Origin of the sequence: Pseudomonas poae (assembly GCA_028869255.1) — a bacterium.
GTDB lineage: Bacteria > Pseudomonadota > Gammaproteobacteria > Pseudomonadales > Pseudomonadaceae > Aquipseudomonas > Aquipseudomonas poae_C.
This window is the reverse complement of the sequence record CP110972.1, coordinates 4,169,424-4,186,839: the sequence shown is the minus strand read 5'-3', so window position 1 is coordinate 4,186,839 and position 17,416 is coordinate 4,169,424. Positions and strand designations below refer to the sequence as shown.

Here is a 17,416-nt window from a genome sequence, read left to right as displayed (position 1 = left end):
CAGTGGAGGTCAACTGTGGGAGCCGGGCTTGCCCGCGATGGCGGTCGGTCAGTTAACCCATTGCTAGGCTGATACACCGCTATCGCAGGCAAGCCAGCTCCCACAGTTGAGCTTCATTGTTTTTAAGGCACTGCCCGGCGCGGGCCTGGCATAGGGTGAATAGCCATTGGCGCAGGCGCTTTAGCTTCAGTTCCATACCAGCACCTGCGCCGGGGTGGGGTTGTAGCCATTGCACGGGTTGTTCAGTTGCGGGCAGTTGGAGATCAGCACGATCACGTCCATTTCCGCACGCAGGTCGACGTACTTGCCGGGGGCGGAAATGCCGTCTTCAAACGTCAGCCCGCCGTCGGCCGTGACCGGCACATTCATGAAGAAATTGATGTTCGGGCCGATGTCGCCTTTCCCCAGCCGCCCGTCGTGGGCACAGGCGCGCAGGTAGTTGTCGCGGCAGCTGTGCATGTAGCGTTTTTCCAGGGCGTAGCGCACGGTGTTGCTCTCTTGTGCACAGGCGCCGCCGAGCGTGTCGTGGCGCCCGCAGGTGTCGTCGACGATGGTCAGCATCGGCTGGCCGAGGTTGGAATACAGCACGCTGCCGGTGCTCAGGTACACACGGTTTTGCCGGCGCAGGGTGCGCTGTACGTCATAACGCTCGCGAGGGTTTTTGGCGCTGTAGAACAGCGTATCCACCGCCTGGTTGCCCTCCAGATCCAGGATGCGCAGGGTCTGCCCGGCCTTGACCTCCATCAGCCATGGCTCGCCCGCGGGAATAGTGGCGCGGTAGGTGGCCGCATCGGGTTGTTTGAGTGCGATAGACATTGGCAGCTCCTCAGGCGAACAGGCGATCGGTGTTGATAAAGCCGCGCTCGTTTTCCGGGCGCGAGGTGCGGCAGTGTTCGGCGACGCTCGGGTCGGCGTTCATCCAGCTGAGTTTCAGCGGCTGCGGGGCGTAGTCGGGGTTTGGGTCCAAGGGGTGTTGCAGGGCGGTCAGCACCACGAGCGTGTCCATCGGTGCGTAGAGTTCGATGTAGTCACCAGCCTTGGAATTGCCCGGCACAAAGTGCAATTGACCGTCGTCGTCCACGCTGACTTTGCTGAACAGGTTGAGGGTCATCAGCAGGTCACTGAGGCCCAGGCCCCACTTGCCCAGTTCCACCAGCAGGTTGTCGGTGCCGTTGCGGAAGAAGCCGTTGCGCAGTTCCTGGTAGCGGCCCTGGCCGTACTTCTCGGCCACTTCGGCTGCGCTCAGGACGCCGCCGAGGCTGTCACTCCAGCCGCAGGTGTCGGTAGTGATCGCGGCCAGTACGCGGCCCATGTCCGAGTACAGGCAATGGCCACTGGTGAGCTTGGCGGTGTGTTGACATTTGAGGCTGTCGGGGAGGTTCAGGCGTTCGGTTTTTTCATCGGCATTGAGCAGGGTCAGGCTCACATTGGCGCCGCCGCGAATGTCGGTGAGGCGCAGCAATTGGCCGCGCTTGAGCACGAAAGAACGATGGCCGCCGCCGGGCAGTATTTCCTCGGCGAACGGGGGGAACAGTGGGGTCGAATCGGTCATTTGGAAGTGGCTCCAAGTTCGGCGGCGAGCACCTTGCGACGCTCGCTGTTCAAAGGGATGTCGTAGGTGATGCGGGCGCCGTAGGCACCGGGGGCGTGGGGGTCGACGCGGACCTTGTCGAACACCAGCAGGCGCGTGCCGAGGCTGAAGCCTTCGCTGAGGTCGTGGGTGACCATGAACACCGTCAGCCGGGTTTCGCGCCACAGCTCCAGCAGCAGTTGGTGCATGTCTTTGCGAATGCCCGGGTCGAGGGCGCCGAAGGGTTCGTCCAGCAGCAATACGCGGGGCTTCATGATCAGGGCCTGGGCGATGGCCAGGCGCTGTTGCATACCGCCGGAGAGTTGTGCGGGGTACTTGTCCAGGGCGTGGCCGAGGCCGACCTTGTGCAGTAGCGCGGCGGCCTGTTCGCGAGCAGCCTGTTTGGCCTTGCCGAACAGCCGGCCCAGCAGCGGCGAGCGCGGCAGTTCAAGGCCGAGGGCGACGTTATCCAGCACAGTCAAATGCGCGAACACCGAGTAGCGCTGGAACACTACGCCACGGCTGGCATCCGGCTCGGCGGCCAGGGGCTGGCCGTCAAGCAGGATCTGGCCCTTGCTCGCGGTTTCCTGGCCCAGCAGCAGGCGCAGGAAGGTGGATTTGCCGCAACCGGAGGTACCGACCAGCGTGCAGAACTCACCTTCGGCCACGTGCAGGTTGAGGCCTTCGAGCACCACCTGGTCGCCATAGCGCTGCCACACATTGTTGACGCTGATAAAGCTCATGCCCGCGCTCCTTCATACCAAGGGAACGCGCGCCGGGTCAGGGTCTTGAGGCCCCAGTCCATCAGCCAGGCGAGCAGGGTGATCCACACCACGTAGGGCAAAATCACGTCCATCGCCAGGTAGCGGCGCACCAGGAAAATCCGGTAGCCCAGGCCGTCAGTCGAGGCGATGGCTTCGGCGGCGATCAGAAACAACCACGCCGAGCCGAGCATCAGCCGCAGCGAGATCAGCAGGCGCGGCAGCAATTGCGGGAGCACCACGCGCAGCATCAGGGTCCAGGTGGAGGCGCCGAGAGTCTGTGCCTTCACCAGCAGCTCGACGGGAATTTCCCGCGCACGCTGTTCCAGGTCTCGCGCCAGGGCCGGGGTGATGCCGATCACGATCAGCATCACCTTGGACAATTCCCCAGCCCGAACACGATGAACAGAATCGGCAGGATCGCCAGTGGCGGCACCATCGACAACACCGTCAACAGTGGCGACAACGGCGCGCCAAACAGCGGCAAGGTGCCGGCGGCGATGCCCAGGCACAGGCCGGCCAGGGCGCTTATCCCCAAACCGATGGCCAGGCGGCGCAGGCTCGACGCGCTGTCTTGCCACAGCACGTACTCGCCGGTGCGGGTGTCGGCGCTGAACGCCAGGCGCTTTATGGCGTCGCCCATTTGCACGGCGCTGGGCAGCAGCTTGTCGTTGGGATTTTCTGCCAGGCGCTCGGCCGAGCCTACAAAGTAGGCGAACAGCAGCAGGGCGAACGGCAGGATCACCAATAACAGACGGCTGGAGCGTTCCGGGTGACGGTTGATCAGGCGCATGGCCGGGTCCTCTTACAGCTTGCCGTCGGCGGCCATCTGCACGTAGCTGGGGTCGAAATGCAGCTTGAGGTTGGCGGTGTCGCCGCTGGTCACGCCATTGGCGAAGCTCATGCCCACGGCGCTGGTGTCCTTGGCGCCTTCGCCGAGCAGGCCGTGTTCAAACGAGAACTCGGCGACCTTGCGCATGGTGGCCGGCAACTGCGCGCTGGTGGCGAAGGCGAGGGCTTCCTTGGGCGTGGCGAACAGCTTGGTGGTGTCCAGTTGCGACTGGAAACCCTTGAGGTCGGTGCCGGACGCCTTGGCCATATGCTCCAGGGCTTCGGTGCTGGCGGCGCCCTTGGCGTTCATCAGCGCGACCACTTCAAACCAGGCACCTGTGAGCGCTTTGCCGAGCTTGGGGTTGTCTTTGAGGGTCTGGGTGTTGACCACCATCATGTCCATGATTTCGCCGGGCACTTTGCTGGAGTCGAACACTTCGCTAACCCCCGGTTTGGCCTTGATCTCGGAGAGCATCGGGTTCCAGGTGGTCACGGCCTGCACCTGGTCGGTGTTGAAGGCGGCGGCGATGTCGGCGTCGGAGGTGTTGACCACTTTCAGGTCTTTTTCAGTGAGGTCGGCCGACTCCAGTGCACGGGCCAGCAGGTAGTGGGACACCGAGAGCTCCACCAGGTTGACGTTCATGCCCTTGAGGTCGGCCACGGTCTTGCCGCTGCCCTTGATCACCACGCCATCGTTGCCGTTGGAGAAGTCGCTGACCACCAGCGCGGTGCTGTCCACGCCACCGGCGGCGGGGATGGTCAGCGCGTCCATGTTGGTCATGGTGCAGCCGTCGAACTGGCCGGCGGTGTACTGGTTGATGGATTCGACATAGTCATTGAGCTGCACCATGTCGATGGTGATCCCGTATTTTTTGGCCCACTTGTCGAGGATGCCCTGGCTGCCGGCGTACTCCCACGGCATCCAGCCGGCATAAATCGTCCAGCACACGCTGAAGTGGTCTTTAGGGGCGGCTTGGGCCGAGAAGCTCAGCACGGCGGCAAATGCGGCGGCGAGCAAGGCGGGTAAACGGATTGAGGGCATTGGGCTTCTCCAGTTGATCGTGGGCGAGCAGGAGCAACGCGGCACCGTAAACGGTGGCTGTCTCCCGGGCTTTTATCCCGCCGTGTAACCTCAACTGGAGGTCGCCAACTCTCGGACCAGCCACTCGCGTGATGCGAGCCGGAACCCTAGTCGGCCATTGCAAATTGTGGTGCCGCGAACCTGTGATGAATCCTGCACGTGTGAGGCAAAGCGAGAGTCGTGCCAAGTGGCGTAGAGGCCCGGCTTTTCAGGCGGGCTCTGCGTAACGGAGGGGGAGGCGGGGAGGGGGTGCGCCAAGCGGGTGCGCCGGCGCACTGCAATGAGGCGGTTACAGCTGGAACTTGCTGACCAGCACATTGAACGAGGTGGCCAGGCGTGAGAGGTCCTGGCTGGAGGCGTTGGTCTGGTGGGCGCCGGCGGCGGTCTGGGTCGACAGGTCCTGGATATTGAGCAGGTTGCGGTCCACTTCGCGGGCCACCTGGGCTTGTTCCTCGGACGCGGAGGCGATCACCAGGTTGCGCTCGTTGATCTTCGCCACACTGCTGGTGATGCGCTGCAGCGCTTCACCGGCGTTCTGCGCCAGGGTCTGGGTGTTGTTGGCCCAGGTCAGGCTTTTGTTCATGGCCGCCACCGCATCGTCGGCGCCGACTTGCACTTCGCCAATCATCTTCTCGATATCCACCGTCGAGGTCTGGGTGCGATGTGCCAGCGCCCGCACCTCATCGGCCACCACCGCAAAGCCGCGACCTTGCTCACCGGCGCGGGCGGCTTCGATGGCCGCGTTGAGGGCCAGCAGGTTGGTCTGGTCGGCGATACCGCGAATCACATCGATCACTTTGCCGATCTCGCGCACCTGGTTGGCGAGGTCTGCGACCGACTGGGTCGAATCGTTGATCTCAACCACCATCGACGACATGCCGGACACCGCCTGTTCAACTTGCTGGCGGCCGTCTTCGGCTTCGGTGGTGGCCTGGCGGGACGCTTCCGAGGTGGACACGGCGTTGCTGGCGACTTCGTCTACCGCCGCTGTCATCTGGTTGACGGCGGTGGCGGCTTGTTGGATTTCGTCGTTCTGGCGGGTCAGGCCGCGGGTGCTTTCATCGGTCACCGCGCTCAGTTCTTCGGCGGCCGAGGCGAGCTGGTCGGAGGCATTGGCGATTTCCACCAGTGTGCTTTTCAGGCCGCCCTGCATATCCGACAGCGCCATCAGCAGTTGCCCGGCTTCGTCGGTGCGCTCGGTGACGATGGCCTGGGTCAGGTCGCCCTTGGCAATCCGCTGTGCGCTCTCGACCGCCTGGGCGATGGGGCGGGTGATCAGGCGGGTGATCAGAACGCCGATGATGATCGCGATGATGAAGGCCAGCACAATACCGGCGATCATCCACGTCAGCGCGCTGCCGCGCAGCTCATCGGCGGCAACGGCGCCTTCCTGGATCTGGCGGTTATTGGACTCGATCATCACGCGGATCAGCTCGCGTGCCTGGCGGAACAGTTCATTGTTGGTGCTGTTGAGCTGAGTGCGCGCTTGCTCTTGCTGGCCGCCATCAAGCAGTGCGATAACGCGTTCGGAGTTGCTGATGTAGTTGGGCCAGAGCTGGTCGAGCTTGTCGCCGGCCGCCCGTTCGTCGTCTTCCAGCGGGGTGGCGCGGTAGGTGGCGTAGGCCGTCTGGGCGCGCTTGAGTTCGTTGGCGATGTCCTGGCGCACGCGGTCGCGGTCTTGTGCGGTGACGTCGCCTTTGCTGGCATCCAGCAGTCGATACAGGCCGCGGTTGTGCGCAACCAGGCCATTGAGGGTGGCGGCCGTATTGCTGACGGACACCAAGTTGTTGGAGAACGTCAGTTCCAGTGCGTTGGCCAACCGAACCACGCCTTTGATGCCTAGCAGGCCGACCCCGAGGGTCACCAGCGCACACAGTAGGAATGAAAGCAGCAGCTTGGTAGAGATTTTCATGGGTCGAATCCGGCAAGAGTGGCTAAGGTCTCACGCTAGAGCCTCCCTGGCCTTACGTGATGTCTTAATGACATCATCGTAACCGAGATAGTTGCAACCCAGGTATATTTACTGAATCGATAAAGCCTTTTGGCGCGAAAACCCTGTGCTGGGGCGGGTTGGCGACGGTGTATCGGAACCCATGCATTCATGTATCAAGTTGTTACCGGTACGCACCAGATTCGGTTTTCGATGTCCGATACTGTGTCATTCAGCAAAAAACTGAGTGCCGCCCTCCCGCGTCGCTGGAGGTGCTCTTCCGCGGTCCAGGAGGCCGCCATGTATCGACGACTGCTGCTCAGCGCTTTACTCGCTCTAACCCTTTCTGCTTGCGTGCCCTACTACGGTGGAGGCCAGAGCTACTACCGTTCCGAGGTCTACACCTCACCGGCGCCGGTGTATTACTACGGCGGTGGCACGGCGTATCAATACCGCCAGGGGTACTATTCCGCGCCGCGTTACTACGCACCGCCACCGCGTTACTACTCGGCACCACGCTATTACCAGCCGGCGCCGCGCTACTACCCGTCCGGGCCGAGGGCGGGTTATCGTCCTTACCCGAACCAGGGCTGGGGCGATCATGGGGGTGGACGCAATGGCGGGCATGGTCGTGGTGGAGACCATGGCGGTGGTCACGGCGGTCACCGTTAAACGGCCTTGAATGCCAACGGCGCAGGAAGCGCCGTTTTTTGTGGGCGCAAACTAATCAGTAATCCGATAAATCCGCCAATGGATGGCGGCCTTCCCACGCCTTGCGGAAATGCGCCTGCACCACTGCCTCTGGCACTGTATTGATGTCCGGCCAATGCCAGTGGGGCTTCTGGTCCTTGTCGATCAACCGTGCGCGCACCCCTTCACTGAATTCCGGGTGCCGGCAGCAATTGAGGCTCAGGGTGTATTCCATCTGAAACACCTGGGCCAGGGACAAGTGGCGGGCCCGCTGGATCTGTTCCCACACCAGGTGCGCGGTCAGTGGGCACCCTTCGCTCAGGGTCTTGCCGGCGCGGTTGAACAGTGGGTCGGCGTGCTCACGCAGCGGGCTCAAGGCCCGCCAGGCACACCGCACGTCGCCCACGTCGAGCCATTCGTCGATCTGCGCCCGGCGCGGCAGCCACTGGGCTTCGGGTTGTTGGTCGACGGCTTCCTGGGCCAGCGCTTTAAGCAGGCTGTTGAGTTGCATCGGTGTTTGTTCCTGCCAGTTCAACTGCAGCAGGCCATCGATCAGTTCGTCCTGTTGATCGTCACGCAGGAAACGGTCGGCCAGGCCCAGGTCCAGGGCGTCACGGCCGTTGATGTGTGCGCCGGTGAGGCCAAGGAACAGGCCGAGCTTGCCCGGCAGGCGCGACAGAAACCAACTGGCGCCCACGTCAGGGTACAGGCCGATGCTGATCTCGGGCATCGCCAGGCGGCTGCTCGGCGTAACGATGCGCACCGCCGCGCTCTGCAGCAGGCCCATGCCACCGCCCAGCACATAGCCATGGCCCCAGCAGATCAGCGGTTTGGGGTAGGTGTGCAGGCGGTAGTCGAGGCGATATTCCGCCGCAAAGAACTGTGCGGCCAGGGCCGGTACTTCACCTGGCGCTTCACGGCAGGCCAGCGCCAGGCTGCGCACCTCGCCACCGGCGCAAAAGGCTTTGGGCCCGTTGCCGCGCAGCAGCACGCAGACGATATTCGGGTCCTTGGCCCAGGCATCCAGGCGGTCGTCCAGGGCCAGGATCATCGGCAAGGAGAGGGCATTGAGGGACTTTTCAGCGTCCAGGCTGGCGATACCGATGCGGGCACCGTCGCTGCCGGTCAGCTCTTCGAAGTGCAGGTTCATCATGACCTCAATCGAGAAAGTGAAGGATGAGTATGATCGCTTCGTGGGAAAGTGCCGATGGTGTGTCAGATCAATTGACAAGCGGGGTCGGCTTTCCTAGGGTTCGCCTCATTCTTTTCCACAAGACATTTCAACTATGACCGAAGGCGACCGTATCAAACTCGAACCCAGCTGGAAACATGCCCTGCGGGATGAGTTCGAGCAGCCCTACATGGCCCAGTTGCGCGAGTTCCTGCGCCAGGAACATGCCGCCGGCAAAGAGATCTACCCGCCCGGCCCGCTGATTTTCAATGCCCTCAACTCGACGCCGCTGGACAAGGTCAAGGTGGTTATCCTCGGCCAGGACCCCTACCACGGCCCCGGTCAGGCCCATGGCCTGTGCTTCTCGGTACAACCGGGCGTGCCGGCGCCACCGTCGCTGGTCAATATTTATAAAGAGCTCAAACGCGACCTGAACATCGACATTCCCAACCACGGCTACCTGCAAAGCTGGGCCGACCAGGGCGTGCTCATGCTCAACACCACCATGACCGTGGAACGCGCCAACGCCAACGCCCATGCGGGCAAGGGCTGGCAGTTTTTTACTGATCGGATTATCGAAGTGGTCAGCGAACATCAGCCGCACCTGGTGTTTCTGCTGTGGGGCGCCCATGCGCAGGGCAAGCAGAAGCTGATTGATGCGACCAAGCACCTGGTGCTGACGTCGGTGCACCCGTCGCCGTTGTCGGCGTATCGCGGGTTTTTGGGTTGCGGGCATTTCAGCCGCACCAACAAGTTTCTGGAACAGAGTGGCGAGACGCCGATTGAGTGGCGGTTGCCGCCACTCTAAAGCCCAACTCAATTTAACAATGTGGGAAGGGGATTGCCCCTCCCACATTTGAATTGGATTGAGACTTTAGGTTTATTCGGGCCGGCGGTTCCAGTGCCGGAACAACGGCTCCGCCAGAAACAGCACAAACAACAGACGCATCACCTGCATCGCCGTCACCAGCGGCACCGACAGTTGCAGGGTTTCGGCGGTGAGGCTCATTTCGGCGATACCGCCGGGCATCATGCCCAACGTCAGCGAGCGCAGGTCCAGATGGGTCAAGGCGCTTAAACCGACTGCCGCCAAGGTCGCGAGGGCCATGGTCAAAGCCGTGCCGATCAAGGTACGCCCCATGAACGACGGCGCCCTGCGAAAGAACTGACGGTTGAAATGGCAACCCAACCCGCTGCCGATCAGCCATTGGCCAATCTGGCTGCCGCCGTCCGGCAGGCCGATATGCAGGTCCCACACCACGCTGGCCGTCGCACTCACCAGCAATGGGCCGAACAGCCACGGGTTCGGCTGGCGCAAGCGCTGCCATCCCCACGCCACCAGCGCACCGATCGGAAACAACAGTGCCAACCAGATCCAGCTCACCGGTGCCGGATGAAACTGCGGCGTGCCGCCTTCGAGCAAATACTTGAAGATCGCCGGCACACACAGCACCACCACCAGCACGCGCAAACTCTGGCCTGCTGCAACCCGGCTCAACACGGCACCATTGCGTGCGCCGAGGTTGACCATCTCACCGGAACCGCCCGGCATGCTGGAGAAAAACGCGGTGGCACGGTCCTCACCGCTGCGGCGCATCAACCACACGCCGACAATGCTCGACAGGCTGGTCACCAGCGCGCCGAAGAAGATCAAGCCGAAATGGCTCATCACCTGCTCGATCACCACCGGGGTGAAGTGCAGGCCGATGCCGATCCCGACCACCCACTGGCCGCATTTGCGCCCGCCGGGAATTTCCGCCAACTGCCACGGCGTGAGGCAACGCACCAGGATGATCGCCAGCAACGAGCCGACCATGTACGGCAAAGGCCAGCCGACGAGGCTGGCCAGGTAACCGCCGGCCAGACCGACCAGCGGTGTTCCCCACCATTGTTTAAAGGTGACCTCAGACATCGGCCACGGCACGACGCTGCAGGGCACGCTTGCGGTAGATGCGCACCAGCGGGAACGCCAGCATCAGCGCGGTCAGTACCCACACACCAAAGGTGATCGGGCTCGACCACAGAATATCCAGCGCACCGTTGGAGATCGACAGCGCACGGCGCAGGTTCTGCTCCATCAGGCCGCCGAGGATAAAGCCCAGCAGCACCGGCGACAGCGGGAAGTCCAGCTTGCGCAAGATGTAACCGAAGATGCCGATACCGACCATCAGGAACAGGTCGAAGGTGGTGGCGTGCACCGCGTACACACCAATCGCGGTGATGATCGCGATCACCGGCACCAGCGCCCAGTTCGGTACGGCCAGGATGCGCGTGAAAATGCGGATCATCGGGATGTTGAGGATCACCAGCATGATGTTGGCGATAAACAACGAGGCGATCAGGCCCCAGACGATGTCCGGTTGCTGTTGAAACAACAGCGGGCCCGGGGTGATGTTGTACAGCGACAACGCGCCGATCATCACCGCCGTGGTGCCCGAACCGGGTACGCCGAGGGTCAGCATCGGTACCAGGGCGCCGCAGGCGGAGGCGCCGATCGCGGTTTCCGGCGCTGCCAGGCCGCGCATGTCGCCCTGGCCGAACTTACCGCTGGCACCGGCCAGGCGTTTCTCGGTCATGTAGGCAACGGCTGAGGCCAGAGTGGCACCGGCACCCGGCAATACGCCCATGATGAAACCGAGCAAACCGCAGCGGATGTTGACGACAAACACCGCGCCAGCTTCCTTGAGGTTGAACATCATCCGTCCCGTGGCCTTCACGGCTTCCTGGCCACGGTGGGTTTTTTCCAGCAGCAACAGGATCTCACTGATGGAGAACAGGCCCAGCACCAATACCACAAACTGAATGCCGTCGGTGAGGTGGATGTTATCCCCGGTAAAGCGGTACACGCCGCTGTTGGCGTCGATGCCGACGGCGGACAGGAACAGGCCGATCAGCGCCGCCACAAAGGTCTTCAGCGGTTTGTCACCGGCCATGCCGCCCAGGCAGACAATTGCGAACACCATCAGTACGAAATATTCCGCCGGGCCGAAGGCAATCGCCCATTTGGCCAGCAGCGGCGCAAACAGCACCATGCCGCAGGTGGCGATAAACGCACCGATGAACGAACTCCACGCCGACAGCGACAACGCCACCCCGGCCAGGCCTTTGCGGGCCATCGGGTAGCCGTCGAGGGTGGTCATTACAGTGGAGGCTTCGCCCGGAATGTTCAGCAAAATCGAGCTGATACGGCCGCCGTATTCGCAGCCCAGGTACACCGCTGCCAGCAGGATCAGCGCCGATTCCGGCGGCAGGCCCAGGGCGAAGGCGATAGGGATCAGCAGCGCCACGCCGTTGATCGGACCCAGGCCCGGCAACAGGCCAACCACGGTGCCGATCAAGGTGCCGCAGAGCGCGGTCACCAGGTTGTAAGGGGACAGTGCAACGCCGAAGCCCTGGCCCAAATAGCCGAAAGTATCCATATCAGTTCTCCAGAACGTCGAGCAGGCCGAGGGGCAGCGGCACATCCATGGCTTTATCGAACAGCAGGTAAAGACCGATGGCCATCAGGCTGACGATCACCACGCTGGGCAACCAGCGGCCGCCATACAGGCGTGCCATCGGGATGCCGATCAGCATGCTGCTGAGGATGAAACCCAGGGGTTCGAAGGTGCCGGCGAACACGATCAACAGACCGACACAGATGCCGATCTTGACCAGGGTTTCGCGGTCCAGTGCGGGCTCTTCTTCGGTGTGCTTGGTCGGTTGTGGACGGATGATCATGTAGATCAGGCCCAGGCTCATCAGCCCGAGCATCAGCAGCGGGTAGGCGCGAGGGCCTACCGGCTCGTAGGAAAATGCCGCCTGATACGGCCAAGCCATCAGCGCGAGACCCGCGCAGACCAGCAGCATCACTGAGGCGAAAATGCGTTGTAAGAGCATGCGGAACTCCTGGGCCACGCCCGCTGTAAGCAAGGCGTGGCCGAGCAAGAAGAGGGGCGATTACTGGATCAGGCCAAACTCTTTGGCCAGCACTTTGTAGTCAGCCACCTGCTTCTTCACGTAGGTGTCCAGCTCCGGGCCGGTCATGGCGAACGGGAACAGTTCGCGCTGGTCACGCAGCTTGGCGAACTCTTCGGAAGCCAGCAGTTTGTCGAAGGCGTCTTTCCACCAGGCGTAGTCGGCATCGCTGACTTTTGGCCCGAGGTAGAAGCCACGCACCACTGGCCAGACGATGTCGTAGCCTTGCTCTTTGGCGGTCGGAATATTCTTCATTTCCGGCTCGTCCAGGCGCTGCTCGGAGAACACCGCCAGCAGGCGCATGTCACCGCTGAGGATGTGCGGCATGGAGTCGGAGATGTCGGTACTGCCCACTTGGATATGGCCACCGAGCAGGGCGGTGGCGATTTCACCGCCGCCTTCGAGGGCTACATAACGCAGTTCGCGGGGGTTGATCCCGGCGGCCTTGGCGATCAGCGCGGTTTGCATCCAGTCCTGGCTGCCGACGGTGCCGCCGGAACCGATGACCACGCTGCCCGGATCTTTCTTCAGGGCTTTGACCAGATCGTCCAGGGTTTTGTAGGGCGAGTCGGCTTTCACCGCGATGGCCCCGTAGCTGGTACCGACCGCCGCCAACCAACGCACGGCGCTCTCATCGAAGCGACCGAACTTGCCCTGGGCCAGGTTCAGCAGCGAACCGCTGGACCACGCCACCAGGGTGCCGGCGTCCGCAGGGCGTTGAGCCACCACCGCGTTGTAGGCCACCGCGCCCACGCCGCCTGGCATGTAGGTCACGCGCATTGGCTTGCTCAGCAGCTTTTCGTTGACCAGCGCGCTTTGCGCCAGTTTGCAGGTCAGGTCAAAACCACCGCCGGGCGAGGCCGGGGCGATGCATTCCGGGCGCTTGGGTTCGTCGGCGGCCAGCAGTTGGCCGGCGAACAGCATGCAGCCGGCGGCGAGGGCCAATTTACGCAGTGAATAGGTCATTTTTATCTCCGTCTTTGTTGTTATAAGTCGCTATTACCAAAGAGCAAGGCTGTAACTCACCAGCACGCGCACTTCATCCGCATCACGGGCCGAGTAGTTGGAACGGTACGTGGCGTTACGCAGGCGCAGCCCCACATCCTTGAACACGCCGCTTTGCACGACGTAGCGGATCTCGCTGTTGCGTTCCCACTCCTTGCCGGTCTCGCCATTCCTGAGCTTGATATTGTCACCCGACATGTAGCGGCTCATGAAACTCAGGCCGGGAATCCCCAGCTTGGCGAAGTCGTAGTCGTAGCGCGCTTGCCAGGAGCGTTCTTCGGCGCCGGCGAAGTCGTTGATCTGTACGAAGTTGATCAGGTACGGGTCGCTCCCGTCCACGTAGGGAAACGCGCTGTCGCCGGACATGTGCTGGTAACCGGCGCTGAGCTTATGACCATTGAGGGCATAGCTGAACAGGCCGTTGAGGGATTTGTTGTCGATTTTGCCGCCACGGGCGCTGCCGGTGTCATCACTGATGGCCAGCCGCAGGTCGGTGCCGAAGGTACCGGGGCCCATCGGGCGTGCGGCCACCAGGCCGAGGAAGTGCTGGCGGTACACATCATCGAGTTGAGCAAAGTGGTAGCTGCCGGTGATTTTGTCGGCAAATTTGTAGTCCACGCCGCCGAAGTCGAAATGCTTGCCGGTGGCACCCGCGACAAAGCGGCTGTTGCGGTTGTTGAGGCCGATGTCTTCGTAGTTGGTGTCGTCGCGGTCCTTGGCCTTGTTCAGGCGGCCGCCGGTAAACACTAGGTTCTTGAACTCCTTGGAGCTCAGCAGGCCACCTTCGAAAGTTTGCGGCAGAATGCGTCCATCATTCGGCTTGAGGGTCGGCAGTTCGGGGATCAACGCACCGATTTTGAGCTCCGTGGCGGAGATTTTGACTTTGCCGGTCAGGCCCAGCTTGGAGTACTCGTTGGCGGCGCGGCCATCGTCATGGGTGGGCAGCAGGCCGGTGCCGGTGCGATCCGGGCTGGAGTCGAGCTTGACCCCGAGCATGCCCAGCGCATCCACGCCAAAGCCGACGGTGCCGTCGGTGTAGCCCGATTGCAGGTTGAGCATGAAGCCCTGGGCCCATTCGTCGCGTTTGGATTGCTGCGCGCTGGTGCCGTCGCGAAAGTCGCGGTTGAAATACATGTTGCGGGTTTCGAGGGTGGCGCTGCTGTCTTCGAAAAAGGCAGCCTGGCTAAGCGGCGAAAAGCCGGCAAGGGCAGTGGCACTGGCAAGGGCGGTCTGGGCAAGGCGAGAAAAACGAACAGGCGGGCAAGCCTGTGGCTGTGTCGGCAGCATCGTTGGAACTCCGGTTATTGTTCTTATTTTGGCGAAAACGCTTCGGGGCGTTTTTCAGTCGCGACCTTCAGGCCGCTCGGCAGGCAATACCTACCGTGGCTGGATGCTAAAGGGCGAAGCTTTCACTAACCTTTCAGCTGTCTTTGCATGTTTTCGGGCTTCACAGGCCAGGCGGCGCCTGTAAACTGCCCGCCAAAGCGTGGCGTCGACCACCCCTGAACGAGGTAGAAATCCATGCGTGTCTTGCTGGTTGAAGACCATCTGCAACTCGCCGAAAGTGTCGCCCAGGCGCTCAAAAGCACGGGTTTGACCGTGGATGTGCTGCACGACGGCGTGGCTGCGGACCTGGCGTTGAGCAGCGAGGAATACGCGGTCGTCATCCTCGATGTGGGGCTGCCGCGCATGGACGGTTTTGAGGTGTTGGCGCGTCTGCGGGCGCGTGGGAAAAATCTGCCTGTGCTGATGCTGACGGCGCGCAGTGATGTGAAAGACCGCGTGCACGGGCTTAACCTCGGCGCCGACGACTACCTGGCCAAGCCCTTTGAGCTGACGGAGCTGGAGGCGCGGGTCAAGGCCCTGCTGCGGCGCAGCGTGTTGGGGGGCGAGCGCCAGCAGGCTTGCGGTGTGCTGGTGTATGACCTTGATACTCGCCGGTTCACCGTGGGCGGCGAGCTGATGACCTTGACCTCCCGCGAGCAGGCGGTGCTTGAGGCGCTGATCGCACGCCCAGGCCGGGTGATGAGCAAGGAGCAACTGGCGTCCCAGGTGTTTGGCCTGGATGAAGAAGCCAGCCCGGACGCCATCGAAATCTACGTGCATCGGCTGCGCAAGAAGCTCGACGGCCAGCCTATCGCTATCGTGACCTTCCGCGGCCTCGGCTACCTGCTGGAAGCCCGCGATGCATAAGCCCAGCAGCCTGCGCTGGCGCCTGCTGTGGAACCTGGCGCTGTTGCTGGTCTTGCTGATGCTTGCCAGCGGCATGAGCGCCTACTGGAATGGCCGCGAGGCGGCCGATACCGCCTACGACCGCACGCTGCTGGCCTCGGCACGCACGATTGCCGCCGGCTTGACCCAGGTGGACGGCACCCTCAGCGCCAATGTGCCGTACGTGGCCCTGGACACCTTCGCTTACGACAGCGCCGGGCGCATTTATTACCAGGTCAATGACATTGATCGCAAGCTGATCTCCGGCTATGAAAACCTCCCAGGGCCGCCGCCCGGTACGCCGCGTACCGATGATTACCCGGCGTTGGCGCGCTTCTACGACGCGACCTATCAGGGCCAGCCGGTACGCGTGGTGAGCCTGCTCAAGGCTGTGTCCGAACCGAACATGAACGGCATGGCGGAAATCCGCGTGGCGGAGACCGATGAAGCACGCGTCAGCATGGCCCGCAGCCTGATGGCCGACACCTTGCTGCGCCTGGGTATGCTGGCGGTCGGTGCCTTGTTGTTGGTGTGGTTTGCCGTCAGCGCGGCGTTGCGCCCGCTGGAACGCCTGCGCACCGCCGTGGAAGAGCGCCAGCCGGATGACCTGCGGCCCTTGCCGCTGGTAGAAGTGCAGCACGAGTTCGGCCCGCTGGTGCGCTCCCTCAACCACTTTACCGAACGCCTGCGCGGCCAGTTCGAGCGTCAGGCGCAGTTTATTGCCGACGCGGCCCACGAACTGCGCACGCCATTGGCGGCGCTCAAGGCGCGGTTGGAGCTGGGGTTGCGCGCTGAAGATCCGGCCACTTGGCGCAGCACCCTGGAGACTGCTGCCCAGGGCACCGACCGCCTGACCCATCTGGCCAATCAATTGCTGTCCCTGGCGCGTATCGAAAACGGCGCCCGGGCGATTGCCGAGGGCGGCGCTCAGTTGCTCGACCTCAGCCAGTTGGCCCGTGAACTGGGTATGGCCATGGCGCCGCTGGCCCATGCGCGTGGCGTGGCGCTGGCACTGGAAGCCGATGAGCCGGTATGGCTGCGCGGCGAACCGACGTTGCTCAACGAGCTGCTGAGCAATCTGGTGGACAACGCGTTGGCGCACACACCGCCCGGCGGCAACGTGATCCTGCGGGTGACCGCCCCGGCGGTGCTGGAAGTGGAAGATGATGGCCCGGGCATCCCGCTGGATGAGCGGGACCGGGTGTTTGAGCGCTTCTACCGACGCAGCCAGCAAGGCATGGGGTCTGGCCTGGGGTTGGCGATTGTCGGTGAAATCTGCCGGGCGCATCTGGCGCAGATCAGTCTGCATGATGGTGCGCAGGCGGGGTTGAAGGTGCGAGTGAGCTTTATCGCCGGCTGATCAGTAGAACATCGAGCGTGCTTCATCCAGCTCTGCGCGCAGGCTTTCGCTGTAGGGGTCGACCCGAAGCTTCTTGATCGCCGGCAGGCTGGAGACCGCCACGCTCGCCAGCGGGTGGTCGGTCCCGCGGTGGCAATACAGCACGGCGATCTGCACCAGATCGATGTAGTCCAGGCTGGCCGAATCGCGCTCCAGGTTCAGGTATTGCCCCGGCAGTTTCGCCAGCATTTCCGGGAAGTCCCAGCCACCCAGCAGCTTGTCGCCCAGCAAGGGGTGGATGCTGTCGATCACATGGTTGAGGCTGACAGGGTCTGAGAGCAGCTCGTAGTGGTCTTCGGCGTAGGTCAGAATCGGCAACACACCGATCTGGTGCACCAGGCCGCCGAGGGCCGCCTGGTCCGGCTTGAGCTGGCTGTGGCTGCGGCACAAGGCATAGCTGACGCCCGCCACTTCGAGGCTGCGGCGCCACACTTCGCGCATTTTCAGTTCGACGACTTCGGAGCGCGCGTGGAAGATTTGTTCCATCACCAGGCCGATGGCCAGGTTGCTGCTGTAGTTGGTGCCCAGCCGGGTGATGGCGGTGTGCAGGTCGGTGACTTCCTGGGTTGCGCGCAACAGGGGGCTGTTCACCACTTTGATCAGGCGTGCCGACAGCGCGGTATCGCGACCGATCACTTTGCTCAAGTGGCTGATGCTGATTTCCGGGTCTTCTGCGGCCTGACGAATTTTCAGGGCCACTTCCGGCAATGTCGGCAGAACCAGGTCATCGTTGTCGATGGCCATCACCAAAGCCTGTTGGACTTTTTCCGCCAGCTTGTTCATTCATGATCTCTAGGGTGTTGCAAGAAG

Annotated in this window: 16 protein-coding genes, 1 pseudogene and 1 riboswitch; of the genes and pseudogenes, 4 read left to right on the top strand and 13 right to left on the bottom strand. The window is 62.6% G+C overall.

The annotated features are described in order from the left end of the window. Positions 1-186 precede the first annotated feature (186 nt). From LRS56_18945 to LRS56_18920, 6 genes and pseudogenes are all read right to left on the bottom strand, one after another. On the bottom strand, positions 187-816 hold the full coding sequence (locus LRS56_18945) for an urea carboxylase-associated family protein (GenBank protein WDU60923.1): 630 nt from the start codon (positions 814-816) through the stop codon (positions 187-189). A gap of 10 nt (positions 817-826) precedes the next feature. Further along, complete coding sequence (locus LRS56_18940) at positions 827-1,552, bottom strand: urea carboxylase-associated family protein (GenBank protein WDU60922.1); 726 nt, start codon at positions 1,550-1,552, stop codon at positions 827-829. Further along, positions 1,549-2,313 carry an ABC transporter ATP-binding protein gene (locus LRS56_18935; protein WDU60921.1) on the bottom strand — a complete coding sequence of 255 codons (765 nt, stop codon included), beginning with the start codon at positions 2,311-2,313 and terminating at the stop codon, positions 1,549-1,551. Before LRS56_18935 ends, LRS56_18940 begins: the two co-directional genes overlap by 4 nt. After that, a pseudogene (locus tag LRS56_18930) lies at positions 2,310-3,124 on the bottom strand (ABC transporter permease). The gene LRS56_18935 and the pseudogene LRS56_18930 overlap by 4 nt, the downstream one beginning before the upstream one ends. 12 nt (positions 3,125-3,136) lie before the next feature. Beyond that, positions 3,137-4,204, bottom strand: coding sequence for a putative urea ABC transporter substrate-binding protein (locus LRS56_18925; GenBank protein ID WDU60920.1), 1,068 nt, complete (start codon positions 4,202-4,204; stop codon positions 3,137-3,139). A 59-nt stretch (positions 4,205-4,263) separates the two neighbouring features. Then, positions 4,264-4,365, bottom strand: a riboswitch (guanidine-I (ykkC/yxkD leader). Positions 4,366-4,532: 167 nt separating this feature from the next. Beyond that, positions 4,533-6,155 (bottom strand): methyl-accepting chemotaxis protein, encoded by a 1,623-nt coding sequence (locus tag LRS56_18920; GenBank protein ID WDU60919.1) that lies wholly within the window; start codon positions 6,153-6,155, stop codon positions 4,533-4,535. Between the two features lie 318 nt (positions 6,156-6,473). On the opposite strand from LRS56_18920, the gene LRS56_18915 reads away from it, so the two are divergent. Beyond that, complete coding sequence (locus LRS56_18915; GenBank protein WDU60918.1) at positions 6,474-6,845, top strand: hypothetical protein; 372 nt, start codon at positions 6,474-6,476, stop codon at positions 6,843-6,845. 55 nt (positions 6,846-6,900) lie between these two features. Here LRS56_18915 and LRS56_18910 read toward each other — a convergent pair whose 3' ends face one another. Continuing rightward, complete coding sequence (locus LRS56_18910; protein WDU65778.1) at positions 6,901-8,013, bottom strand: enoyl-CoA hydratase/isomerase family protein; 1,113 nt, start codon at positions 8,011-8,013, stop codon at positions 6,901-6,903. Between the two features lie 136 nt (positions 8,014-8,149). On the opposite strand from LRS56_18910, the gene ung reads away from it, so the two are divergent. Then, positions 8,150-8,842 carry a uracil-DNA glycosylase gene (gene ung / locus LRS56_18905; GenBank protein ID WDU60917.1) on the top strand — a complete coding sequence of 231 codons (693 nt, stop codon included), beginning with the start codon at positions 8,150-8,152 and terminating at the stop codon, positions 8,840-8,842. Between the two features lie 72 nt (positions 8,843-8,914). Here the strand turns inward: ung and LRS56_18900 are convergent, their stop codons facing one another. The 5 genes from LRS56_18900 to LRS56_18880 are packed head-to-tail and all read right to left on the bottom strand — an operon-like array spanning position 8,915 to position 14,283. Continuing rightward, the gene (locus tag LRS56_18900) at positions 8,915-9,946 is read right to left on the bottom strand and encodes an AbrB family transcriptional regulator (GenBank protein ID WDU60916.1); all 1,032 of its coding nucleotides are present in this window, start codon (positions 9,944-9,946) and stop codon (positions 8,915-8,917) included. Further along, positions 9,939-11,453, bottom strand: coding sequence for a tripartite tricarboxylate transporter permease (locus tag LRS56_18895; protein WDU60915.1), 1,515 nt, complete (start codon positions 11,451-11,453; stop codon positions 9,939-9,941). Before LRS56_18895 ends, LRS56_18900 begins: the two co-directional genes overlap by 8 nt. Before the next feature lies 1 nt (position 11,454). Beyond that, positions 11,455-11,913: a tripartite tricarboxylate transporter TctB family protein gene (locus LRS56_18890; protein WDU60914.1), complete on the bottom strand. Its 459-nt coding sequence runs from the start codon at positions 11,911-11,913 to the stop codon at positions 11,455-11,457. Between the two features lie 60 nt (positions 11,914-11,973). After that, positions 11,974-12,963: a tripartite tricarboxylate transporter substrate binding protein gene (locus LRS56_18885; GenBank protein ID WDU65777.1), complete on the bottom strand. Its 990-nt coding sequence runs from the start codon at positions 12,961-12,963 to the stop codon at positions 11,974-11,976. A gap of 27 nt (positions 12,964-12,990) precedes the next feature. Then, a complete protein-coding gene (locus LRS56_18880; protein WDU60913.1) occupies positions 12,991-14,283 on the bottom strand; it encodes an OprD family porin in 1,293 nt (430 codons plus the stop codon). A 234-nt stretch (positions 14,284-14,517) separates the two neighbouring features. On the opposite strand from LRS56_18880, the gene LRS56_18875 reads away from it, so the two are divergent. After that, entirely contained in the window at positions 14,518-15,189 is a 672-nt protein-coding gene (locus LRS56_18875; protein ID WDU60912.1) for a response regulator, read from the top strand. Then, on the top strand, positions 15,182-16,567 hold the full coding sequence (locus tag LRS56_18870; GenBank protein WDU60911.1) for a sensor histidine kinase N-terminal domain-containing protein: 1,386 nt from the start codon (positions 15,182-15,184) through the stop codon (positions 16,565-16,567). The genes LRS56_18875 and LRS56_18870 overlap by 8 nt, the downstream gene beginning before the upstream one ends. Here the strand turns inward: LRS56_18870 and LRS56_18865 are convergent, their stop codons facing one another. Then, positions 16,568-17,389, bottom strand: coding sequence for an HDOD domain-containing protein (locus tag LRS56_18865; GenBank protein ID WDU60910.1), 822 nt, complete (start codon positions 17,387-17,389; stop codon positions 16,568-16,570). It lies immediately after the preceding gene. Between the last annotated feature and the right edge of the window lie 27 nt (positions 17,390-17,416).